Source organism: Vibrio sp. 10N.286.45.E10 (assembly GCF_002874195.2).
Taxonomy (GTDB): Bacteria; Pseudomonadota; Gammaproteobacteria; order Enterobacterales; family Vibrionaceae; genus Vibrio; species Vibrio crassostreae.
The window spans coordinates 1,297,669-1,317,839 of sequence record NZ_MCWD02000002.1 but is presented as its reverse complement, the minus strand read 5'-3'; the positions used below and the strand labels follow the sequence as shown (position 1 = coordinate 1,317,839).

The following is a 20,171-nucleotide window of genomic DNA, read 5'->3' as shown; positions in this document are numbered from 1 at the left end:
AAAGCCTCACTAAATACTGAGGCTTAAAGATACATTTTATTCAAGTTTGACATTTTTAATAGAGATTAAAACTTAATACGTCGCTACTTTTCTTCAAAACGTTTAGCTAACTGATAGAACTCATTTACTTGTTCTTTAAGCTCTGTCGAATGATCCTTCACTGAGTGTGTTGCGACCAAATTCTGTTCTGCTGTCGACGCGATAGATTGCATGTGAAGATTCACCTCGCTCGAGAGAGTGCGTTGCTTATGGGCTGAGTTTTCTACCGACTGCATCAACTCGTTCATAGATTGCATCAAGCTTTCAACTTCAGATAAACGTTCTGCGCTCACCTTAGCTACATCACCACATGCATCGGTCTGCTCTCTGTTCGCCAGAATATCTTTCTGCCAACCTTCAATGGTTGTGAGCATGGTTTCAATGCTCTCTTTAATTTGTACTGTCGCGTTCGAGGTGCGCCCAGACAGCGCACGTACTTCATCAGCTACTACGGCAAAGCCTCGACCTTGCTCACCCGCTCTCGCCGCTTCTATTGCTGCGTTGAGCGCCAGCAGGTTGGTTTGCTCCGCGATACCACCAATCTCTTCCATTATCTTACTGACACTTTGCGCTTGATCGCTCAGTTGGTAAGTAGTTTGTGTCGCTTTCTCTGCTTGTGAAGCTAGGTTTTCAAGGTTGCGGTGAGTTTGGTTAATACTCTCTTTAGCACCAGCACACGTTTCTAGAGTCACATCGACAATCTGATGCGCTTCTTCAGTACGAGATGAGACTTCATTCGCGGTTAATTCAACCTCTTCAGTAGCCTCACGTACTTGCAGAATGTCTTTTGTTTGCTGATCTAGCGCTTCAGACACTTCAAACGACGTGGCATTAAGATTATCAGCCAAATCTTGCAATGGCTTCGCTGAATCTGTCATTCGGCCTAATACGGTACGTATCCGAGCAGACAACAGTTTTAAGTGGAAATCAGCCACAGAAAACTTGCTGTTCCCTGAATAAACAAGGCGACTCACACTATCGAACTTTAATTGCAGCTTTTTCAGCTGTAGAGGAGTGTCGATGAGCTCTTGGCGGAACAACAGCGCAAGAGCAGAAACAGGCAATAAACTCAGAAGCCATTGGGACACTTGCCCTACTTCGACAAGGTTTGAAATCAGCGGTGCAGCCAGCGAGCCCAACAAGACGGCATAACGAACACTATCACTGATCTGCAGCGACCATTGACGACCAGATTTCTCAGCCTTCAATAGACCTTGGTATGCTTTGTCAGCGACTTGTACCCATTCGTTTTTAGGCTTCACACGTACAGATTGGTAACCGCTCACCTTTCCATTATCGTAAATTGGCGTCACATAAGCATCTACCCAGTAAAAACCACCGGATTTAGTTCTGTTTTTTACGATACCGCGCCACGCTTTACCCTGCTTAAGGTTCAACCACATATCGGCAAAAGCAGCCTTAGGCATATCATCATGCCTCACAATATTGTGGTGTTGCCCTAGCAATTCTTGTTGGCTGTACTCTGCGATACGGCAAAACGCATCATTACTGTAAGTAATCACGCCTTTAAGGTCCGTCGTTGATACGAGTTGTTCGTGCTCGCTGAGTAACGTTTCACGAGATGGAGAAGATGAACTGACAATCATTGTTATTAACTTTTGTTAATTATTATTTTAGGCGAGGAATATATACAATTATTAAAGTTATGACAAAATGTGAACTTCACATTTTGTGTAAATGCCTGCTATTTATACGAATTTAAGCTAGTTGGCTCACATCGACGTCAGTTACTGTTGATTCTCCTTCTCTTATCATGACTCTTCTAACTTCACTTCAGTGCTAAATTTCACCGTTCTCATCGATACTGAAGTGTGGAACTTACGAATGTTAAGATCTTTGCGTAGTACTCGCTCAACGAAATCCTCGTAGGCTTGGATGTCTTTAACAGTCACAATAAGCATAAAATCATAGCTACCTGAGATCTGATAACACTGCGTCACTTCTGCAGCCTTAGATATAGAATGGCGAAAAATTTGATAAATATCGCCTCTATCTCGCTCCATTTCGACAGACACGACCAAAGTCATCTTATGACCAGCAAGCTCAGGGTTAATAATAGATACATCGCCTACGATCACTCCCTCCTCTCTCAAACGTTTTACACGCTTTAAACACGCAGGTGGTGATAAACCCACAAGCTCAGCCAATGCTAAATTTGGAATACGGTTATTCTTTTGAAGCTGGATGAGTATGCTTCTATCTATGCGATCAATTTCCATAATTTCTTAAACCCACCAATTTGTGAGTAATAATTTCCAATATCAAAGTAATTAAAAAATTATAACTGAAATTATAACGAGATTTAGAAATTACGATCACAGCAATCACGATAAGATCTTCTTAAATCAAACAGTCGCAACATGGACATATCAATGAAATCTACTTATCAATTTTTTAAAGAACTCTTAAAAGAGATTTTCGATGTTACCTCAACTCTTTTTCGGATCATGGTTCCCATCATCATCGTCATCAGAGTCGTCGAAGAACTCGGTGGCATAGTGATTCTCAGCGAGTGGTTAAGCCCAATTATGGAGAGTGTTGGTTTACCTAAAGAGATGGGCTTGGTGTGGGCTACCACAATACTCACCAATATTTACGCAGGATTAATTATATTGATTAATTCTGATGCGCCCCTCACTGTCGCCCAAGCTTCTGTGTTAGGGAGCATGATGCTTCTCGCTCATTCGATACCAATCGAAGGCGCTATCGCAAAAAAAGCAGGGGTAAGTTGGCTTGCCACCTTGTCGGTTAGAGTCGGTGGCAGCTTAGTACTCGCATGGCTACTGAATATCGGTTATCACTACGGAGATTTACTCAACGATCCGGCAACCGTTTTATGGCAACCAGAAGTATCCTCAGATAGCAGTTATATTGGTTGGGCTATCGAACAGCTGAAAAACTTTGCAGTGATATTAATGGTCATCTCTGCCCTATTGTTGTTACTTAAAACGCTAAAGGTTCTTGGTATAGAGAAGCTAATGGCCATGTTATTGCGACCTTTTTTGAGACTACTAGGCATTAGCAAAGATGCTACAAATCTAACCATCATTGGTATCACACTCGGCCTTTCATTTGGTGGCGGTCTATTGATCAATGAAGCAAAGAAAGGGCATATCTCCGCAAGAGATGTATTTACCGCAATCATGTTGCTCAACCTACTTCACAGCTTAATTGAAGATACCTTGCTGATCTTGCTGATTGGAGCCGATTTCTACACCATATTTTGGGGAAGGATCGTATTCTCTATTCTCATCGTTGCTTTGATATCAAACGCCATTAAACGCATGAATCCGACGATTTGTGAGCGTTACTTTTATCGGGATGTTTCGCAATCATAACAACGAAATCTCACCGTAAACCTTTTAGCGAAAGAGCCGACACACAGGCTCTTTAATCATCAGCTTTTTCACTAGCCAACTTGTTCGCCACTACCACCAGCCGTACTAACTAAAAATTTGCGTAACATTGCTCCCATAAGCGCTTTCACCTCTCCACAGTCGAAGAAATAGTGATAATTCGAGTGAAAATAATTTAAACACAAATAATCCACCATTGGGCTGACAATAAAATTCACTATTCTTATATCAACACAAAGTATAACGGTATTTCTATTACTATCTAAAGCCTTACTTCTATTAACACGAGAGACAATAACCATATATTTCACACTGATACTTAATATTAAAACAATCAACTATAAATTCACAAAAATAAAATAAATAACTGATAATAAGGTAATTATCTAAGGGTGTTTGATATTAACTCTTAATGTTGAAAATAGGATAGACAATAACTTGTAAAAATTTACAGTTTGATTGGTTAATTTTATAAATATATTTTGTTACATAACCGAAACAAATGGCTAATTATAACAATGTCACATAAAACAATGGTCTTAATGGTTCTGTCCTTATCCTCACTGTCACAGGCTTCCACTATAGAGAATGACGAGCCATTGCTGAAGTCATTGATTGAACAAGGCATTATCTGTCCCGGCTTAAATTATGAGGACAACCAAGAAGCTTTGCGTATCTATCTCAATGCCAAAGCAAATAAGAACCATCAGCCAAATTTCGATTTAAATAAAGACATAACAAACCAACGTCAGGTAAATAAAGCACCAAAAGAGTGCATTAGACCAATATCGGTGAATAACACCGATGAAGGAAGTTGATATTTATATCGACACGGAAATATAAAAAGGAAATACAATGAAAATAATGAGAAAAACATTGCTCGCTTCAGCAATGCTTACTCTATTTAGCGTCAGTAGCTATGCCAAAACACCGATAGATCTTGGTGTTGTTAATGAAGACAAGCTAATAGAAATGTTAGTAAGACAGGGCTTCGTTGACCAAGATGCAACCGACGCGGTAAAACATGATGCACTGGACCGTTACCTAAAAAATAAGCTTAACTCTGGTTTTAAAGGTGATGCTCAGTTCGGCAAAAAAGCCATGGAGCTGAGAGCCAAGATTCTCAAAGCCATCGAAAAAGAATCTGGCGTTAAAAAAGCGAGTGTTTTTGCACTTGAAGTCGGTACTAAGCGTACAGACAAAGTGCTCGCGCTGCTTGTCGACTTTCCCGACTTAAACTGGGATGACAACAGACTGACCAAAGAACACACCCAAATGCTCTACGAGAGCTACAACCCTGAACACTACCAAGAGTTGTTGTTCTCTGACACTGGCTATACTGGACCAAATGGCGAAAACTTAATCTCGATGCGCCAGTATTATCAAAGTGAATCAGGCGACAGTTATAGTGTGGCTGGTCAGGCTGCAGGTTGGTATCGTGCTTCTAAACCTGCCGCTTTCTATGGCGGTAACTCCCCTACTACAGACAATGATCTGAACGCCCAAGAGCTGGTGCGTGAAGCCCTTAACCAGTTAGCTCAAGATCCTAGTATCAACCTTGCTGATTACGACATTGAAGATCGTTACGATTACGATGGTGACGGAGACTTCCGTGAGCCAGATGGCGTAATTGATCACCTAATGGTGTTCCATGCCTCTGTAGGTGAAGAGGCCGGTGGCGGTGTGTTAGGTCCTAATGCAATTTGGTCTCACCGATTCAACCTTGGACGCACCCATGTGCTAGAAGGCACCTCGAGCTCGCTTCCAGACCGTTTTAATGGCCAGTACGCAGCATTTGATTACACGATTCAACCGATCGATGCAGCAGCTGGTGTTTGTGCGCACGAATATGGCCATGACTTAGGTCTACCAGACGAGTACGACACGCAATACACAGGCAAAGGTGAACCTGTCTCTTATTGGTCTATCATGTCTTCAGGCAGTTGGGCTGGTCAAATTGGTGGTACACAACCGACCGCTTTCAGTTCTTGGGCAAAACACTTCTTACAAAAGTCGATTGGTGGTCGCTGGATTAACGATGATCAAATATCAATTGATGACCTAGAAGACAAGCCACAAATTTACACCTTGTTCCAAACGACAGATAACGACCGTCCGAACATGATTAAGGTCGACCTTCCAGAGAAACAAATCGAAGGTTTGAAACCGTTCGAGGGTGAGTACTCGTTCCACTCTCAAAAAGGCGACGACCTAAAAAACAGCATGACTCGTAAGTTGGAAATCCCGGCTGGCGACTCTGCAGTGCTTTCCTTCAAAACTTGGTACCAAATCGAGAAAGACTATGACTTTGCTCGTGTCCTTGTGAACGGACAAGCCATCGCTGGCAACATCACCTCTATGGATGACCCATACAATACTGGCCTAGTTCCAGCGGTTGGTGGCGAGTCTGACGGTTGGATTGATGCTGAATTTGATGTTTCTCAATGGGCAGGCCAAGAAGTAGAACTGTCGTTCGAGTACATCACCGATGGCGGATTAGCCATGGAAGGTTTCTACCTAGACAACCTTAGCCTTATAGTTGACGGTGACACGGTTGCTATAGATGACGGCGAAGATAACTCTAGCTTTGCACTTAATGGCTTCAAATTGAGTAATGGCTTCCATCAAGCTCAACACTACTACCTACTGCAATGGCGTAGTCATATGGACGTGGATGAAGGTTTGGCGAATATCAAGCGCATGGGCCAACTCATGTCGTTCGATCCAGGCCTGATCATTTGGTATGTCGATGAGTCACTCACTGATAACTGGGTAGGCAAACACCCTGGTGAAGGCTGGTTGGGAGTGGTCGATGCCGACCAAAATGCCATGATTTGGGAAAACTCAGGAAAAGTCGCTCAAACACGTTATCAAGTTCGAGATGCCGCGTTCTCACTGAAAGACCATACTCCAATGCGTCTTGTGAACAGTGACAATGATGTGCTTCAGGACACAAGCCTAGTGGGTACAGCAAGCTTCTCTGATGATCAAGATTACACATCACCACAAGCTCCTGATTCAGGTCGTATTTTGACTAAATTTGGTTTGGTGGTAGACATTGTTAACCAGAGCGCTGACAACGAATATGGTGTGGTACGTCTATCGAAAGTAAGCCAACACAACATTGCGCCAACGGCTAACTTCGAACTCAATACGGATGGATTGAGCGTATCAGCCCGTAACTTCAGTTCGGATCAAGATGGCGAAATCATCAGCTACCTATGGGACTTCGGCAACGGCGTAACAAGCAGTGAAATCGCGCCAACGTGGACATACCAAGAAGCCGGCGAATACACAGTCAGCCTAACAGTAGTCGACGACAAAGGTGCTAACGCATCGTTTAGCTCAATCGTTAATGTTGAGGTTCCAAACGCGCTTCCTGAAGCAAGTGCGAAGTACATTCACTTAGGTCGTTGGGTCACCATGTGGTCAACAAGTTCGGACAGCGATGGTCGAATTGTCGATACAGAGTGGACATTACCAAATGGAAAAGTGAAACGAGGTCGCACATTCACTTCTATCTTCCCTTCATACGGAAAGCATGAAGTGAAGCTACGAATCATCGATGACCAAGGCGGGATCACGACTAAGACCATTATGGTCGACCTATAAGTCGCCTCTAGCTCAAATCATTGAAATGAGTACGTAGACAATAACGTGCGTACTGATAAACCAACTTAAGTACTGTTGTCTGTGGCATGAGTCAGGACAGCAGTTTTAAGAAAACGTTATTATTTAAGCCGTAAGCAAAAGCCCTACCGTCATTGGTAGGGCTTTTTATTTGTCTCGACTTCGAACAAGCTATGCAGAGGTACTCTTCTAATGAGGGGGCTATCTCACCCAAACAGATGAAAACTCGTCACACTGGCTGATTTTGAATACGTGATTTACGTGCGCTAAATGCAAATAATAAGATAACGGCTAGCACAAAAGGTAGTACGTAAATATTGAGTTTTTGCCAACCCGCTGTCGATTCCAACCAACCAGAAAGCAAAGCAGTCACTGTCACACAGCCAAATACAACAAACTCATTGAAAGCTTGCGCCTTCGCTTTGTTCTGGGGCTGATAAGATTGACTGAACAAACCAGTTGCCGCGATGAACATAAAGTTCCAGCCTACCCCAAGTAAAACCAAGGCTGCTCTAAAGTGCCAAATCGACTCACCATGGATATTGATAGCAATACAAAAAACAAACAATATCCCGCCAGCCAAAATCATCATTCTTGAACCAAATTTCTCGATGAGCGATCCAGTAAAGAAGGCAGGGACAAACATACCCAATACGTGCCACTCAATCACACCCGCCGCTTTAGTAAAGTCGAAACCACAGCCAATCATTGCCAATGGTGTAGCCGTCATCAGAATGTTCATCACCGCATAGGCAACCATTGCTGCAAAGACGGCTCCGACAAAATTCGGAGCCTTGACGATTGCACTCAAAGGATCAGATTTTGGTGTCTGGTTGCTAAACGACACTTTAGGGAATTGAATGGTTTGTAAGATAACGAGGGCCAAAATGTTTAAGCCAATTAATGAAGCAAAAGCCCCAATGTACAGACCATCTTGCGACCATTGCTGAGACATAATCGCTAAGTTCGGCCCGAGTACCGCCGCAAGGACACCACCAGCCATTGAAATCGAGATTGCGCGGTGTCGTGCATTTTCATCACACACTTCAATAGCCGCGAAGCGATAAAGCGTTCCGAAGCCAATGCCGATACCTAATAAAAAAGTCGCAAAACAAAACAGATAGAAGTTTTGTTGCAATAACGCGTAAGTTGCTAGACTCGCCCCCGTTATACCGACGAGATTACCGATACTAAAGCCTCGCTTTCGGCCTAACTTACCTGAAATCAAAGAAGCGGGAATGGTGGCAGCCATCAAGCCCAAAAACTGCAACGCGACTGGTAAGGTAATCATACTGGCACTGGGCGCAATCTGTTTTCCTATCAATCCAATCACGGAAATCAGTAAGATATTCCCTGTCATTAATAAGGCCTGACACAGTGACAGTAGCCAAACATTTCTATTCATCTTTGTTCCTAAATATGAGCGCGGCTAATCACTAGACCAAATAACCAACAAAGTCTCAACACTTTGTTACAAAAAATGAAACTCACCTGCTACCAATGTATTGCCTTAAAGCCATCTCCTTTTGGTTCTTCAACGATATCGAATGCATCTCTGCCTATATTTTCAATTCATTCTGGATTTGCATTTATCATTTAATGGGGATAATAATTTTCTGTTATTCATTATGGCGTGTTTTACAAACTTCGGCATTAAGAGGCGAGTATGATTAATCCACTTTGGCTCAACACATTTAAGACTCTGGTAGAAGTCGGTCATTTCACCCAAACGGCTGAAAAGTTGTACATGACTCAACCAGGTGTAAGCCAACACATCAAAAAGCTTGAGCAAGCATGTGACTGTGAACTGCTCTCGAGAGAAAATAAGAGCTTCGAGCTGACCGAGCAAGGTCGGATTATGTATCGCTATGCACTTAAACTAGAGAAAGACCAAGAAGACCTTTTCGAGTCGCTCAGTTTTGATAACCCTTACTCTGGGCAGTGTCACCTATCTTGTTCAGGCTCACTCTCTTTACGCTTATATCCCAAACTTCTTGAACTGCAGCAGCAACACCCAGACCTAAGCATTAATCTTGAGGCTGCACCGAATCGAAAGATATTAAATGACCTACTTCAAGGCACGACCGATGTCGGTATCGTAAGACACTCACCGAACGACAGCTACTACCAAAGCCAAGTTATCGGAAAAGAAGCATTGTGTCTTATCGTGCACCACAGCCATGCCGACCTTGAGATAACGCCACAAACACTTCACGAGATTGGTCTGATTGCTCACCCAGATTCTGCGCATTACCTCTCTTTGTACTTTGACCTGTGTGGTGATAAAGAACTCGCGAACATCAACATTAATGAGATACCGAAATCAGGCTATATCAACCAACTTCATCAGATACTGCTGCCTGTATCAAAAGGATTAGGGTTTACCGTGCTGCCAGCTGGTGCTGTGGAACATTTTGCTGAAAGAGATAAGTTGCACGTCGTGCCCCCAAAAATAGAAGTTGAGGAAACGCTGTACTTGGTCCAAAAGCGAAACCGCAAACTCCCTCACCGATACAATACCGTGATTGATTTAATCAAACAGAATGTCAGCAATTAAGTTAGTGCGCAGATCAAAAAGCCTTTAACCAAGATAGTTAAAGGCTTTCATTACTAGGAAAAGCTTCTAATGCCACTACTGTAAAGTTGTGAGCACCTCAGAGGCACCTTCAAAATCGTAACTCTCTAGCAATCTCTGAATCTCTTTTAAAGCACTCGAATCAGGGTGTTCAATGAGTAACTCCGAAACGTATTGCGTCGCTTCGTTATCGTAAGCTTCGAGAAGAGACAACAGCTTAGAGATTTGCTTGGGATCGAACTCAGAAGAGTCCGGTGTATCATCTGCACCTTTCTCTGCCGTGGCTGCGCATGGTTTACCAAAATCACGCTCGACCGCTTCAATCAACTCCCTTAAGCCAACTTCGCTTTGCTCAAGATCTTGCTCTACACAAGCCTTATTGTGAGCTCTGCTTTCAAAGTCACTGAGTAATTCAGCGAGCCTCTGCCCGCCAATTGAAGCCGACATACTTTTTAGAGTGTGTAGATTCCGCTCTAACGTTACCCACTCTTGTTGCGCTAGGTTATCGAACGCTTCCGATAGCATCGATGGCGCCCCTTGGCAGAACCTAACTAACACCTTATTTTGCAAGGCTGTATCGTTATTGGTGAGCTGTTCAAATCGAGCTTTTGAGAAAATAGGTAAGTCAGAGTTATCAGAAACCGATTTATCAACCGGAGCAAGTTCAGGCGCTTTACCTTCAATCAACACCTCAGGAACGATGTATTTAGAGATCAAAGACGTCGCTTTATCAATGATGATCGGCTTGTCCAAAAAGTCCGTTACGCCTGCGTCTCTTGCTCTTTGTTTCGCATCGGCAAACACGTTGGCCGACATCGCGATAATAGGCACAGTAGTATTAAATTCACGGATCAACCTTGTAGCCTCAAAACCATCCATGATTGGCATCTGTAGATCCATAAAGATCATGTCGTAGTCGTTGTTCTTGGCTAATGCCAGTGCCTCTTTGCCGTTTTCAGCAAGGTCGGCATCTAGCTTGGCTCGACTAAAGAAGGCTAACGCAAGATCTTGGTTAAGTTCATTATCCTCCACCAGCAGTATCTTCTGGCCTTTGAACTCTATCTGATAATCCAGTTGAAGCTCTTGTGCTTTGAATTGAGCCAACTCTTCATTGGTCGTTCGTGCAAAGGTTACAACGAAAGAAAACTCACTGCCTTGCCCAAACTCACTCTCAACCGTTATTTCGCTGCCCATTGCATTCACGAGCTTTTGGCTGATATTGAGCCCTAAACCTGTTCCACCAAATCGACGTGTCGTTGTGGTATCTGCTTGGCTAAATGCTTGAAATAGCTTATGAAGGTTGTCATCAGAAATGCCTATCCCGGTATCCGCAACGCAAACCTTCATCGTCAATTCACGCTCGTTTGAGTGAACAATATCGACCGTCAAAGAAACACTGCCTTTTTCCGTAAACTTAATCGCGTTGCCAATAAGGTTAAGTATTACTTGGAACAACCTGAGTGGATCACCGAGTAAAGGCGTATCGAGTTCTGGGTCAACCGACATCGACAAGTTGAGCTGCTTTTCAGCAGCTTTCGATTCCATCAACTCAATCACATCTTGAAACGTCGTTAGTGCATTAAATGGAATATTATCGATAAACAACTGCCCGGCTTCTATCTTGGACAAGTCTAAAATATCGTTGATTATGCTTAACAGAGAGTGCCCTGAACGGTGCACTTTTTCGATATAGTTGCGGGCTGTAGGGTTAGAGATTTCCCCAATAGCTAAATAAGACAGACCAATAATGGCGTTCATTGGCGTTCTAATTTCATGACTCATATTCGCCAAGAACTCTGATTTCGCCTGACTTGCCTGATTCGCTTTCTCTTTTTCCTCTGCCAACTGCTCGTTCAGTCGCTTCATTTCAGAAATATCGAATGCCCAAAATAGCGTTGCGATTTCACCATCAAGCTCAAACAAGTAATAGCTAACAAGTGCGACAAAACGAGTGCCATCTGACTTTCTAAGCACTAACTCTTTGTTCACGACTTTTCCGTTTAGCTTGAGCTCTTTATGAATGTCATCACGAACTTCGAGAGAATCATGAATAGCAACTACATCGATAGACGAGAGTTCCTTATTTTCAACGCCAAACAAGCGTTTTGCTGTGTCATTCGCATAACGACATTGCTCATCAGACACCACAGCAGCGGCAATTGGGGAACTATTCAGCATGCTATAGAGTTGGTCTTGTGCTTTTTTGAGTGCCTCTGTTGCTTGATTGGCTATGCTAATCTGCTTAGCGAGTTTTCGGTTCCAGAAGACAATCAGCAAAAGAATCACTAACGAAAAAGCGGAGATGGTGTAAACCAGATGATAGTCAACTCTTTCTATCGCTTTTGGTGCTGCCCACTTCGCTGATATCTTTTGATGCTCTTCTGCAGAGATCTTATCAATGGCTTTATTCAAAATAGAAAATAGAAGAGGTTCCGATTTAATCACATGTAAGGTCGGTGAAAGGAAAAAGTCGAGTCGGCCGATAATCCCAATATCTCGGTGTCCAAATGAATCGATCAAATAGTTTAAGACATCGACCGTATCGATCATTCCGTCTAAGCTTTGATCATCTAGCAAGTTCAACCCCTCTGCGGTTGAATCAACAAATACCCACTCAACGTTTGGATACTTCTTTACTATCGCCTCAGTATTCGCTGCATTTCTTAAAATACCAATTTTCCATCCTGTCGCTTCATCGAGCACCAGACTGCTCACCTCTCGTCTTGATGCAAGTGCCAAACGGCTTGAGAAGAGGCTATTTACCGCTTTGACATTCTCTCCCAACGAGCGATTTTCTTGCGCAGCAGAGACGAGTTCAACTTCTTGATGATCAACTAAACTTCGAGTCTCTGACCAATTAGCAACATCAACATGCTCAATGTTCAAGCCTGTTTTCTGCCCGATGAGTTCCAGGTAATCATCAATCATACCGATGTACTCCCCAGTACTAGAGACAGCCTCATACGGGAGTGAATTAGGGTCGATACCGATTCGCACCGTTGGATTATTTTTAAGCCACTCCCTCTCCTCTTCACTTAAATTTAAGATCTCTCCCGTTAAGTTATTTGCTTGATATATCTCTGCAATATACCGCTTAGCGGGTTCACCAAACGAATTGAACTGCTCTATATCTGGAAAGTAAATATGGTTTCGCTGTTGAGATCGAGTGTCAAAGTAAAAGGTCATGGAGCCCGAATTAGTAATACCACCTTTCGTGCGGTAGCTGGCGACTTTGGTCACTGATGCAAAATGGGAGGTATTGCGCTTCTCTCCAAAATCATCAACTAGGTTACCTATGTACCAGGCTTTAATTGGGCGATTATTGTTGTCTGCTTGGGCTGTGATCACCTGAAATGAACTGTCTGTATCAAATACTTCAAAGAGCTCAGACAAGTCGTCAAAGCGGTCATTTACGATAAAATAAGCCGAGATTTGAGCAATAATACTCGCTTTCTTCAGAACCTGGCTTAGGTCACTCTGGATATGAGTCTCAATGATTTGGTTTAAACCATCATCGACTTGCTTAAGGTTGGCCACCGCAGCGTTAAAGCGGTCTCTCAGTTCTTCACTCTTAAAATCGACATAGATTGGATACTCCACTCGGTAGTCATCGTGTAATCGAAGCTCTGACATTTCAATAAAGCGAGTATTAGTAATAAACCACTCCAGTACTCGCCTCTCGACCATTAAGACATCTACGCTCTGTGCTCTTAACTGTGCGAATGCAGACTCTAACGTACCGATATCTTCAACTCGTTCGATATCAACTTCCTTAGAAAGCATCTCTATCGAGTTTTTTATGGGGGAGGTGTCATCAAACAACAGTGCACCCAGAGACAGGCCTTTCTGAGATTTAAGATTGAGTTGGCGCCTTGCCAGCGACACAGGGACGAATTCAACGTTAATAACACTATCACTTAAAAAGTGGGCATCCGGATCGTCAGCCTGAACGCCTGAGACAAAAGAGATCGAGTTATTATTATCAATGGCCTTCCTCGCGGCACTCGGCGGAAGCGTGACAACGTCACCTAACTTGTAGCCCATGTCATTCAATGCGCGCTGTATAATGTCGTGCTCCAAGCCAACAGCGGTACTATCTGGATACATGTAAGGAGGATTACCAAAGCCAAACACGCCTTTAAGTGGAACCCGATAAGGAGACGCATCTAGCCACTTAGATAAAATCTGGTTCTCTTTGTGAACATCAAAAGTATTTATCTGTTTGTTGAGTAGAGTTAGGAGTTCTACATCGCTGCTACGAACCACCATAGTGGCCTGTATTCTTTTCCAATGCTCTAACACGTAGTTAACAGCTAAGTCATGAACGCCCACTTTCTTTGCAAGGTCCATAGTGGTAATGGGTTCGGCCACAATCCCTTCAACTTGACCTTCACCTAACGCCCTGACCGCATCGATAACGTTGTCAAAATCGACGCGCTCGATAGAACTTAATTGAACACCCGCTTTTTTTAAGTCAATGTTTTCATTAACCATAGCAATTCGGCGCTTATGGTTTTGGTCCAAACTAACGGTGAGTTTATTATCAATAGGGACAATCACAGCAACCTGATAAGGGATATATGGGTCGCTGGAAATAAAACGCTTTCCTTCACTGGGATCAAACTGCTGGAAAGGAAAAACATCACCTCGACCATCAAGGAGCGCGGCTTTGGCTTCACTGCGCGAGCTTACGCTAATAAACCTCACGTGAACGCCAAACCGCTCTTCAAGATCCTGTGCCCAGTCTTTAATAATGCCCGACACTTTTCCGTTGTCGTCAAGGAACGAGTATGGGTAATGGTTAGTAAGGGCTATAAAAGTCACTGAAGGCTTGTTGTCTAACCAACCCTCTAGCTCTGCATCAGTCACTTCAGAGGCGCTAACGGTGTTAGCAAACACTAGACCAGTCAGCAACCATAATGTGAATACATAGAACCGAATGAACAGATTACTCATCTTTAAATCTTTCTTTAATCGCTAAAATCTTAGGTAAGTTTTCAAATAACAGCTCTACTATCCTAGGGTCAAAGTGTTTACCCTTTTGCTCTTCAAACAAGGCCAGCGCTTCATCAACGCTCCAAGCCTTTTTATAAGGCCTTTCTGCTGTCAAAGCATCAAATACATCCGCAACCGCAGCAATGCGCCCGACCAGAGGAATCTCTTCGCCCGCTATTTGATTTGGGTAGCCGCTGCCATCCCATTTTTCGTGGTGATATTGCGCGACTTGAATGGCCATTCGCATCAACTTAGAGTCACTCTGCCTGCCGAGTATCTCTACGCCGTATTCGACGTGTTTTTGCATGGTGGCCCACTCGTCCGGGTCTAATTTACCCGGCTTAAGTAACACACTGTCAGGGATACCTATCTTGCCAATATCATGCATGGGTGCAGCATCACGCAAGGTTTCCGCGTCTTCGTCTGTCATGCCCAAGGCTTTGGCTAATATTTCGCAATAATGGCTCATGCGCATAACGTGCATGCCCGTTTCATTGTCTTTGAATTCAGCCGCCCTACCCAAGATATTCAGCGTCTCTAGCTTACCTAGATTGATCTCTTGGGTTTTCTCTTTTACCTGACTAAACAACGCGCGTTGTTGGTCATAAAGAGAAATATGGGTTTTTACACGCTGAAGTGCGATTTCTGGGGTAATGGGTTTCGTTAAATAATCAACAGCACCTAAAGACAACCCTTTCACTTCAGCTTCAGGATCCATTTTGGCGGTCACAAATATAATCGGTATATGCGCGGTATTGGGTTGAGCTTTCAGTTGACGGCATACCTCGTAACCATCTATATCAGGCATCATGATATCAAGGAGAATTAAGTCAGGCTGTGGCACCATCTTCGCTATTTTGATACCGATAGTACCGTTGATCGCGACCTTTACTTGGTAAGTATCTTTGAGAATTGCAGTTAGCACATCCAAGTTACTTGGGGTGTCATCTACGACTAACACTATAGGTTTACGACTCATTGACACCTCGTATAAAAATCAAACAGTTATAATCATAGTGTAGATGGGTTTTCGCACCACTCAACATGAAAATGACAAATGATTGTTAAAAATGAAGAGTAGATCTTCGAGTGACGTCAAACTAACGATTTGAGTCTAGTTTGATGTCAAAAATTCGGCAGAAATTAATGTCTAACACAAGAGAAAATATGCTCTCTTGAACATATGAGCCAAACGAAAAGAGCTCCTCATAGGGGAGCTCTTTTATTGAACAGTTAGAAAACAAACAGCTTTGATTATTCAGTAGCCTAACGACCTGAGTAATACATACAGATTCGAACGCCATCGAACTCGCGAATCTCAAATGGGATCTCGTAGATAGACTCCATCACTGACTTTTCAACCACTTCAGAGACCTTACCCGACTTAACCACTTGGCCTTTTTTCATCGCGACGATGTTATCTGAGTAGCATGAAGCAAAGTTGATGTCGTGAATTACAATAACGACCGCTTTGTTAAACTCATGCGCTAAACGACGCAGCGTCTGCATGATTTCGACAGAGTGCTTAATATCTAGGTTGTTCAGTGGCTCATCTAAGAACACATAGTCCGTATCTTGCGCCACAACCATTGCGATGAACGCCATTTGACGCTGACCGCCACTCAACTCATCAAGGTATTTGTTTTGAATATCAGTAATGCCAAGGTGCTCGAGCGCAGTGTCGACGATCTTATGGTCTTCGTCTTTCAAGCGACCTTGTGAATGTGGGAAACGGCCAAAACAAACCAATTCGCGAATCGTAAATCGCATGTTGATGTTGTTCGACTGCCTTAACACAGCAAGGTGTTTTGCCAGCTCTTTGGTATCCCATTCAGCCAGTAGCTTGTCGCCAATAATGACTTCACCGGCATCACTTTCGGTTAAGCGACTCGCCATAGAAAGCAGTGTACTTTTACCCGCACCATTTGGGCCAATGATAGAAGTCACTTCTCCTTTCGGGAACATGGCACTGGCATCATCCACCACAAGTGTCTTGCCATACTTCTTACTCAAACCTGTTAATTTAATCACTACTTACTACCTTTACTGAATTCTGGTGCGTAACAACAAGAACATAAAATACAAACCGCCGACCAAGTTAATGACCACGCTCACAGTGGTTTCAAACGCCATTACTTTTTCGATAAACCATTGGCCTGAAACCAATAGAACGACCGCTAACAAACTGCTCGCAATGATAAGCACGCGATGTTGATAAGATTTGAATATCTGACGAGCTAAGCTCACGGTGATTAATCCAAAGAACAGCACAGGGCCAACCAAAGCCGTCGATACCGCGACCATCACTGACACAATCACCAAGGTAATTTGAGTCAGTCGCTTGGTGTTCACGCCCAAGCTTGTTGCGTTATCGACACCAAGCCAAAGCACATCAAGCTTAGGCGCTAACAACCACAGGCCAAGCAAGCTCAAACCCAATGGAATAAGGCTGAGGTAAACCAGTTCACCTTTCACGTTGTTGAAGCTCGCGAACATCACATTTTGCAGCACGGCAAACTCGTTCGGATCAATCAACATCGCCAAGAAGTTAGACAAGCTCGAGAACACGCTGCCACACACGATGCCTATCAGAAGCAGTGTGAATACGTTGTTTCGCTTGCTCTTAAAGTAGAAATGGAACAGAGCAAACGAGAACAAGATCATCACAGTCACAGACATCGAAAAGTTTGCGATTGAATCAACCACCCAGAAGCTAGCACTGCCAAACACAAACAAAAGAACCGTTTGAACCAGCAAATACAAGCTGTCAAAGCCCAAGATGGAAGGGGTTAGAATTCGATTATTCGTGATGGTTTGGAAAACCAATGACGATGCAGAAATCGCCACCGCCGCCAACACAATCGACAGTAGTTTAGGTAATCGCAGAGACAAGAAAAACTCGTAGTTATCCCAAGTAAGTCCCTGCCCCACAAATACTGTGGCCATACACAAAGACGCGATAGCCAGAATCGCAATTTTTACTGAATCACGCATTCGACTTGTCTCTCATGATTAGGTAAATAAAAATCAAGCCGCCAAAGATGCTGATGACCATTGAGATTGGAATCTCATAAGGAAAGATAACGATTCGCGCTAACAAGTCACAAGCCAATACCAAGATCACACCCCAGTAGGCTGTCCAAGGCAGAATCTTCTTCATGTTATCACCCATCATCAGCGACACGATATTCGGCACGATAAGGCCAAGGAATGGGATAACACCAACAATCATCACCACCGAAGATGCACAGATCGCGACAAGAGCAACACCAATGAAAACGATCTTTTGATAATTGAGGCCGATGTTTTTTGCGAAGCTTTCACCAATACTTGCCGCACTGAACTGACTCGCAAAGTAATAAGCCAACACACATGCAGGAATCGCGAGGTAAAGAATTTCATAGCTGCCTTGCAATACACTCGCAAAGTTCGCCATCGTCCATGCCGACATGGTTTGTACTAAATCGTATTTGTAAGCAATAAAGGTTGTTAGAGATGAGACAACGTTGCCATACATGATGCCAATTAAAGGCACCAACACCGCATTCTTAAACTTGAGGTGTTGTAAGAAGCGAACCAATAACATGGTGCCTAACACCGCAAACGCAAAGATAAAGCCTAAGTAGCTCCATTGAGCGGCATTACCCAGCACCAGAATACCGACGATGTAACCCAACATGGCGCAATCAATCGTGCCCATCGTAGAAGGAGCAGCGAACTTGTTCTGAACAATCTGCTGCATGATAAGGCCAGAAACACTTAAACCCGCCCCAGCTAGCACGATCGCGAACAGTCGAGGTATCCGACTAACAACATAAATGGAATTGGCATGTTGGTTACCATTGAAGAAGTCACTAAAACTGATTTCAGCGACCCCAATCATCAACGACGTAACGCATAACACAACAAGAAATACAGCAGCGGCAATGGGTTTCAACATAGAAATAATACTAAAGGTAGGGCTCTTTGAGTCCGTATGAAAAGTGAAAAAGGGCTTATAAGAACGTTCTTATAAGCCCGAAAATCTGATGATTGGTGACTATTGAATCGTGCGTTCAATATCACCCAACATTCTGTGAATCGCTGTCACGCCACCACCCGCCAAATACCAAGCACTTGAATCAAGGTAAACGATGTTGCCTTGCTGCGCTGCAGGTGTCGCCGCAACTAATGGGTTATCAAACAGCTGTTGTGCGCGACCTTCTGACTTACCAATCGCTTTTTCACGGTCGAGAACATAAAGTACTTCAGGTTTTGCATCGGCAATGTATTCGAACGAGATTAAGTTACCGTGTGTACCTTTAATTGGAACCACTGTCGCACTCTTTGATTCAACGTATCCGAAGTCATCAAAGATGATTGAGAAGCGACTACCTTTGTTGAACATCGCAATGTTATTGCCGTTGTTCATCAGCATCATCGCAGTGGTTTCGCCAGACGTTACTTTATCGTTTACCGCTGCAATCGAATCTTGAGTCTCTGTGATGATCGCTTCAACTTCATTTTGTTTATCAAACAGTTGACCTAGTGCACGCCAGTTTTCTTGAGCGTCAGCCCAGTACTTATCGCCCTCAATAGAGAACATGATCGTCGGAGCAATTTGTGCCAACTTGTCGTAGACCTTTAGCATGCGGTTTTCAGCAATGATAACGTCAGGCTTCAACATGTAGATAGCTTCAAAATCAGGTTCGCTCAACGAGCCAGTGTTTGCTGTCGTTGCTTTGTAAGACTCTAGGTAATCAGGCATAAGGCTATGAGGTGCGCCGACTGGCTTGACACCAATTTTATCTAGCACATCCAAGCTACCAAAACCAAGAACCACGACTCGTTGCGGCACTTCATCAAACTGCGCTACGCCCTTCACGTGTTCAATAGTCACGGTTTCCGCTTGAGCGGTCATCATGAATGATGATGCAAGAACGATGGCAAGCCCGCTCAATAACTGGCGAACTGAATTGATTGTTTTCTTCATGTTTCTTCCTTTGCCATTGAGACAAACCACCACTCATGACAATGAAAGTCAGATGACTCATAGGTGAGCATGGGGCCTACACAACGGCTAAATAACGATAATTTAAAGTCTGTCATTGCTTCGACGACAAACCTGTAACGCAAGTGAGAATTATTATCAATTATATTTGCGTTAAATTAGCGACACAACAACTTTATTATTCAGAAACGTAAAAGTGAGTATTCATGTTTTGCGTAGTCAAGAGAAGTATTAGGAATCAGAAATAACAAAAAGACGCGAAGAGGAAAATGAGCATTAATCTGGAGAGGAAAATTGATGGTAAAAAGTGACCAACTGTTCTGTAATCATAACGCTTAACCCAAAAGCTACGACTTACAGTTTACAATGTAAAGCCTAAACATAACAAAGGCTTATGTTAAGATTAATCAAGCTAGCAATGAAAAGAACTAATTACAAAGAAGACGAAGCGGCGCAAAGCCAAAAATCTGTCAGATATCATAGTAAATATCCTAACCGTCGCTCATTTAACCTTCAGTAAGCGATGATAAGTCACTCAAAAATATTTTTTAATTTAATTGAAAAT

The 20,171-nt window shown here is 43.3% G+C and carries 14 protein-coding genes; 4 read left to right on the top strand and 10 right to left on the bottom strand.

Annotated elements, in window-relative coordinates:
- Nucleotides 1–83: 83 nt before the first annotated feature.
- Complete coding sequence (locus BCU34_RS18835; protein WP_102479706.1) at nt 84–1,646, bottom strand: methyl-accepting chemotaxis protein; 1,563 nt, start codon at nt 1,644–1,646, stop codon at nt 84–86.
- Between the two features lie 165 nt (nt 1,647–1,811).
- Nucleotides 1,812–2,279: an Lrp/AsnC family transcriptional regulator gene (locus BCU34_RS18830; RefSeq protein WP_102479705.1), complete on the bottom strand. Its 468-nt coding sequence runs from the start codon at nt 2,277–2,279 to the stop codon at nt 1,812–1,814.
- 153 nt (nt 2,280–2,432) lie between these two features.
- Between BCU34_RS18830 and BCU34_RS18825 the strand changes: the two genes are divergently transcribed.
- Nucleotides 2,433–3,398 (top strand): hypothetical protein, encoded by a 966-nt coding sequence (locus BCU34_RS18825; protein WP_102479909.1) that lies wholly within the window; start codon nt 2,433–2,435, stop codon nt 3,396–3,398.
- Between the two features lie 71 nt (nt 3,399–3,469).
- Here BCU34_RS18825 and BCU34_RS18820 read toward each other — a convergent pair whose 3' ends face one another.
- Nucleotides 3,470–3,727, bottom strand: a complete 258-nt coding sequence (locus tag BCU34_RS18820; protein WP_146163864.1) for a hypothetical protein — start codon at nt 3,725–3,727, stop codon at nt 3,470–3,472.
- Nucleotides 3,728–3,934: 207 nt separating this feature from the next.
- Here BCU34_RS18820 and BCU34_RS18815 point away from each other — a divergent pair, with 207 nt between their 5' ends.
- Both BCU34_RS18815 and BCU34_RS18810 read left to right on the top strand, forming a co-directional pair.
- Nucleotides 3,935–4,234, top strand: coding sequence for a hypothetical protein (locus BCU34_RS18815; RefSeq protein WP_102478859.1), 300 nt, complete (start codon nt 3,935–3,937; stop codon nt 4,232–4,234).
- A gap of 37 nt (nt 4,235–4,271) precedes the next feature.
- Complete coding sequence (locus tag BCU34_RS18810; RefSeq protein WP_102478858.1) at nt 4,272–7,028, top strand: immune inhibitor A domain-containing protein; 2,757 nt, start codon at nt 4,272–4,274, stop codon at nt 7,026–7,028.
- A 247-nt stretch (nt 7,029–7,275) separates the two neighbouring features.
- Here the strand turns inward: BCU34_RS18810 and BCU34_RS18805 are convergent, their stop codons facing one another.
- Nucleotides 7,276–8,451, bottom strand: coding sequence for an MFS transporter (locus BCU34_RS18805; RefSeq protein ID WP_102478857.1), 1,176 nt, complete (start codon nt 8,449–8,451; stop codon nt 7,276–7,278).
- A gap of 261 nt (nt 8,452–8,712) precedes the next feature.
- On the opposite strand from BCU34_RS18805, the gene BCU34_RS18800 reads away from it, so the two are divergent.
- Nucleotides 8,713–9,603, top strand: a complete 891-nt coding sequence (locus BCU34_RS18800) for a LysR family transcriptional regulator (protein ID WP_004738903.1) — start codon at nt 8,713–8,715, stop codon at nt 9,601–9,603.
- 75 nt (nt 9,604–9,678) lie between these two features.
- Here BCU34_RS18800 and BCU34_RS18795 read toward each other — a convergent pair whose 3' ends face one another.
- From BCU34_RS18795 to BCU34_RS18770, 6 genes are all read right to left on the bottom strand, one after another.
- The gene (locus tag BCU34_RS18795) at nt 9,679–14,577 is read right to left on the bottom strand and encodes a transporter substrate-binding domain-containing protein (RefSeq protein WP_102478856.1); all 4,899 of its coding nucleotides are present in this window, start codon (nt 14,575–14,577) and stop codon (nt 9,679–9,681) included.
- Nucleotides 14,570–15,595, bottom strand: a complete 1,026-nt coding sequence (locus BCU34_RS18790; protein WP_102432286.1) for a two-component system response regulator — start codon at nt 15,593–15,595, stop codon at nt 14,570–14,572. Before BCU34_RS18790 ends, BCU34_RS18795 begins: the two co-directional genes overlap by 8 nt.
- 287 nt (nt 15,596–15,882) lie before the next feature.
- Nucleotides 15,883–16,647, bottom strand: coding sequence for an ABC transporter ATP-binding protein (locus tag BCU34_RS18785; protein ID WP_102300158.1), 765 nt, complete (start codon nt 16,645–16,647; stop codon nt 15,883–15,885).
- 12 nt (nt 16,648–16,659) lie between these two features.
- Nucleotides 16,660–17,610, bottom strand: coding sequence for an iron chelate uptake ABC transporter family permease subunit (locus BCU34_RS18780; protein ID WP_102432287.1), 951 nt, complete (start codon nt 17,608–17,610; stop codon nt 16,660–16,662).
- Entirely contained in the window at nt 17,603–18,556 is a 954-nt protein-coding gene (locus BCU34_RS18775) for an ABC transporter permease (protein ID WP_102432288.1), read from the bottom strand. The genes BCU34_RS18780 and BCU34_RS18775 overlap by 8 nt, the downstream gene beginning before the upstream one ends.
- Nucleotides 18,557–18,655: 99 nt before the next feature.
- The gene (locus BCU34_RS18770) at nt 18,656–19,588 is read right to left on the bottom strand and encodes a siderophore ABC transporter substrate-binding protein (RefSeq protein WP_102479756.1); all 933 of its coding nucleotides are present in this window, start codon (nt 19,586–19,588) and stop codon (nt 18,656–18,658) included.
- Nucleotides 19,589–20,171: the final 583 nt, after the last annotated feature.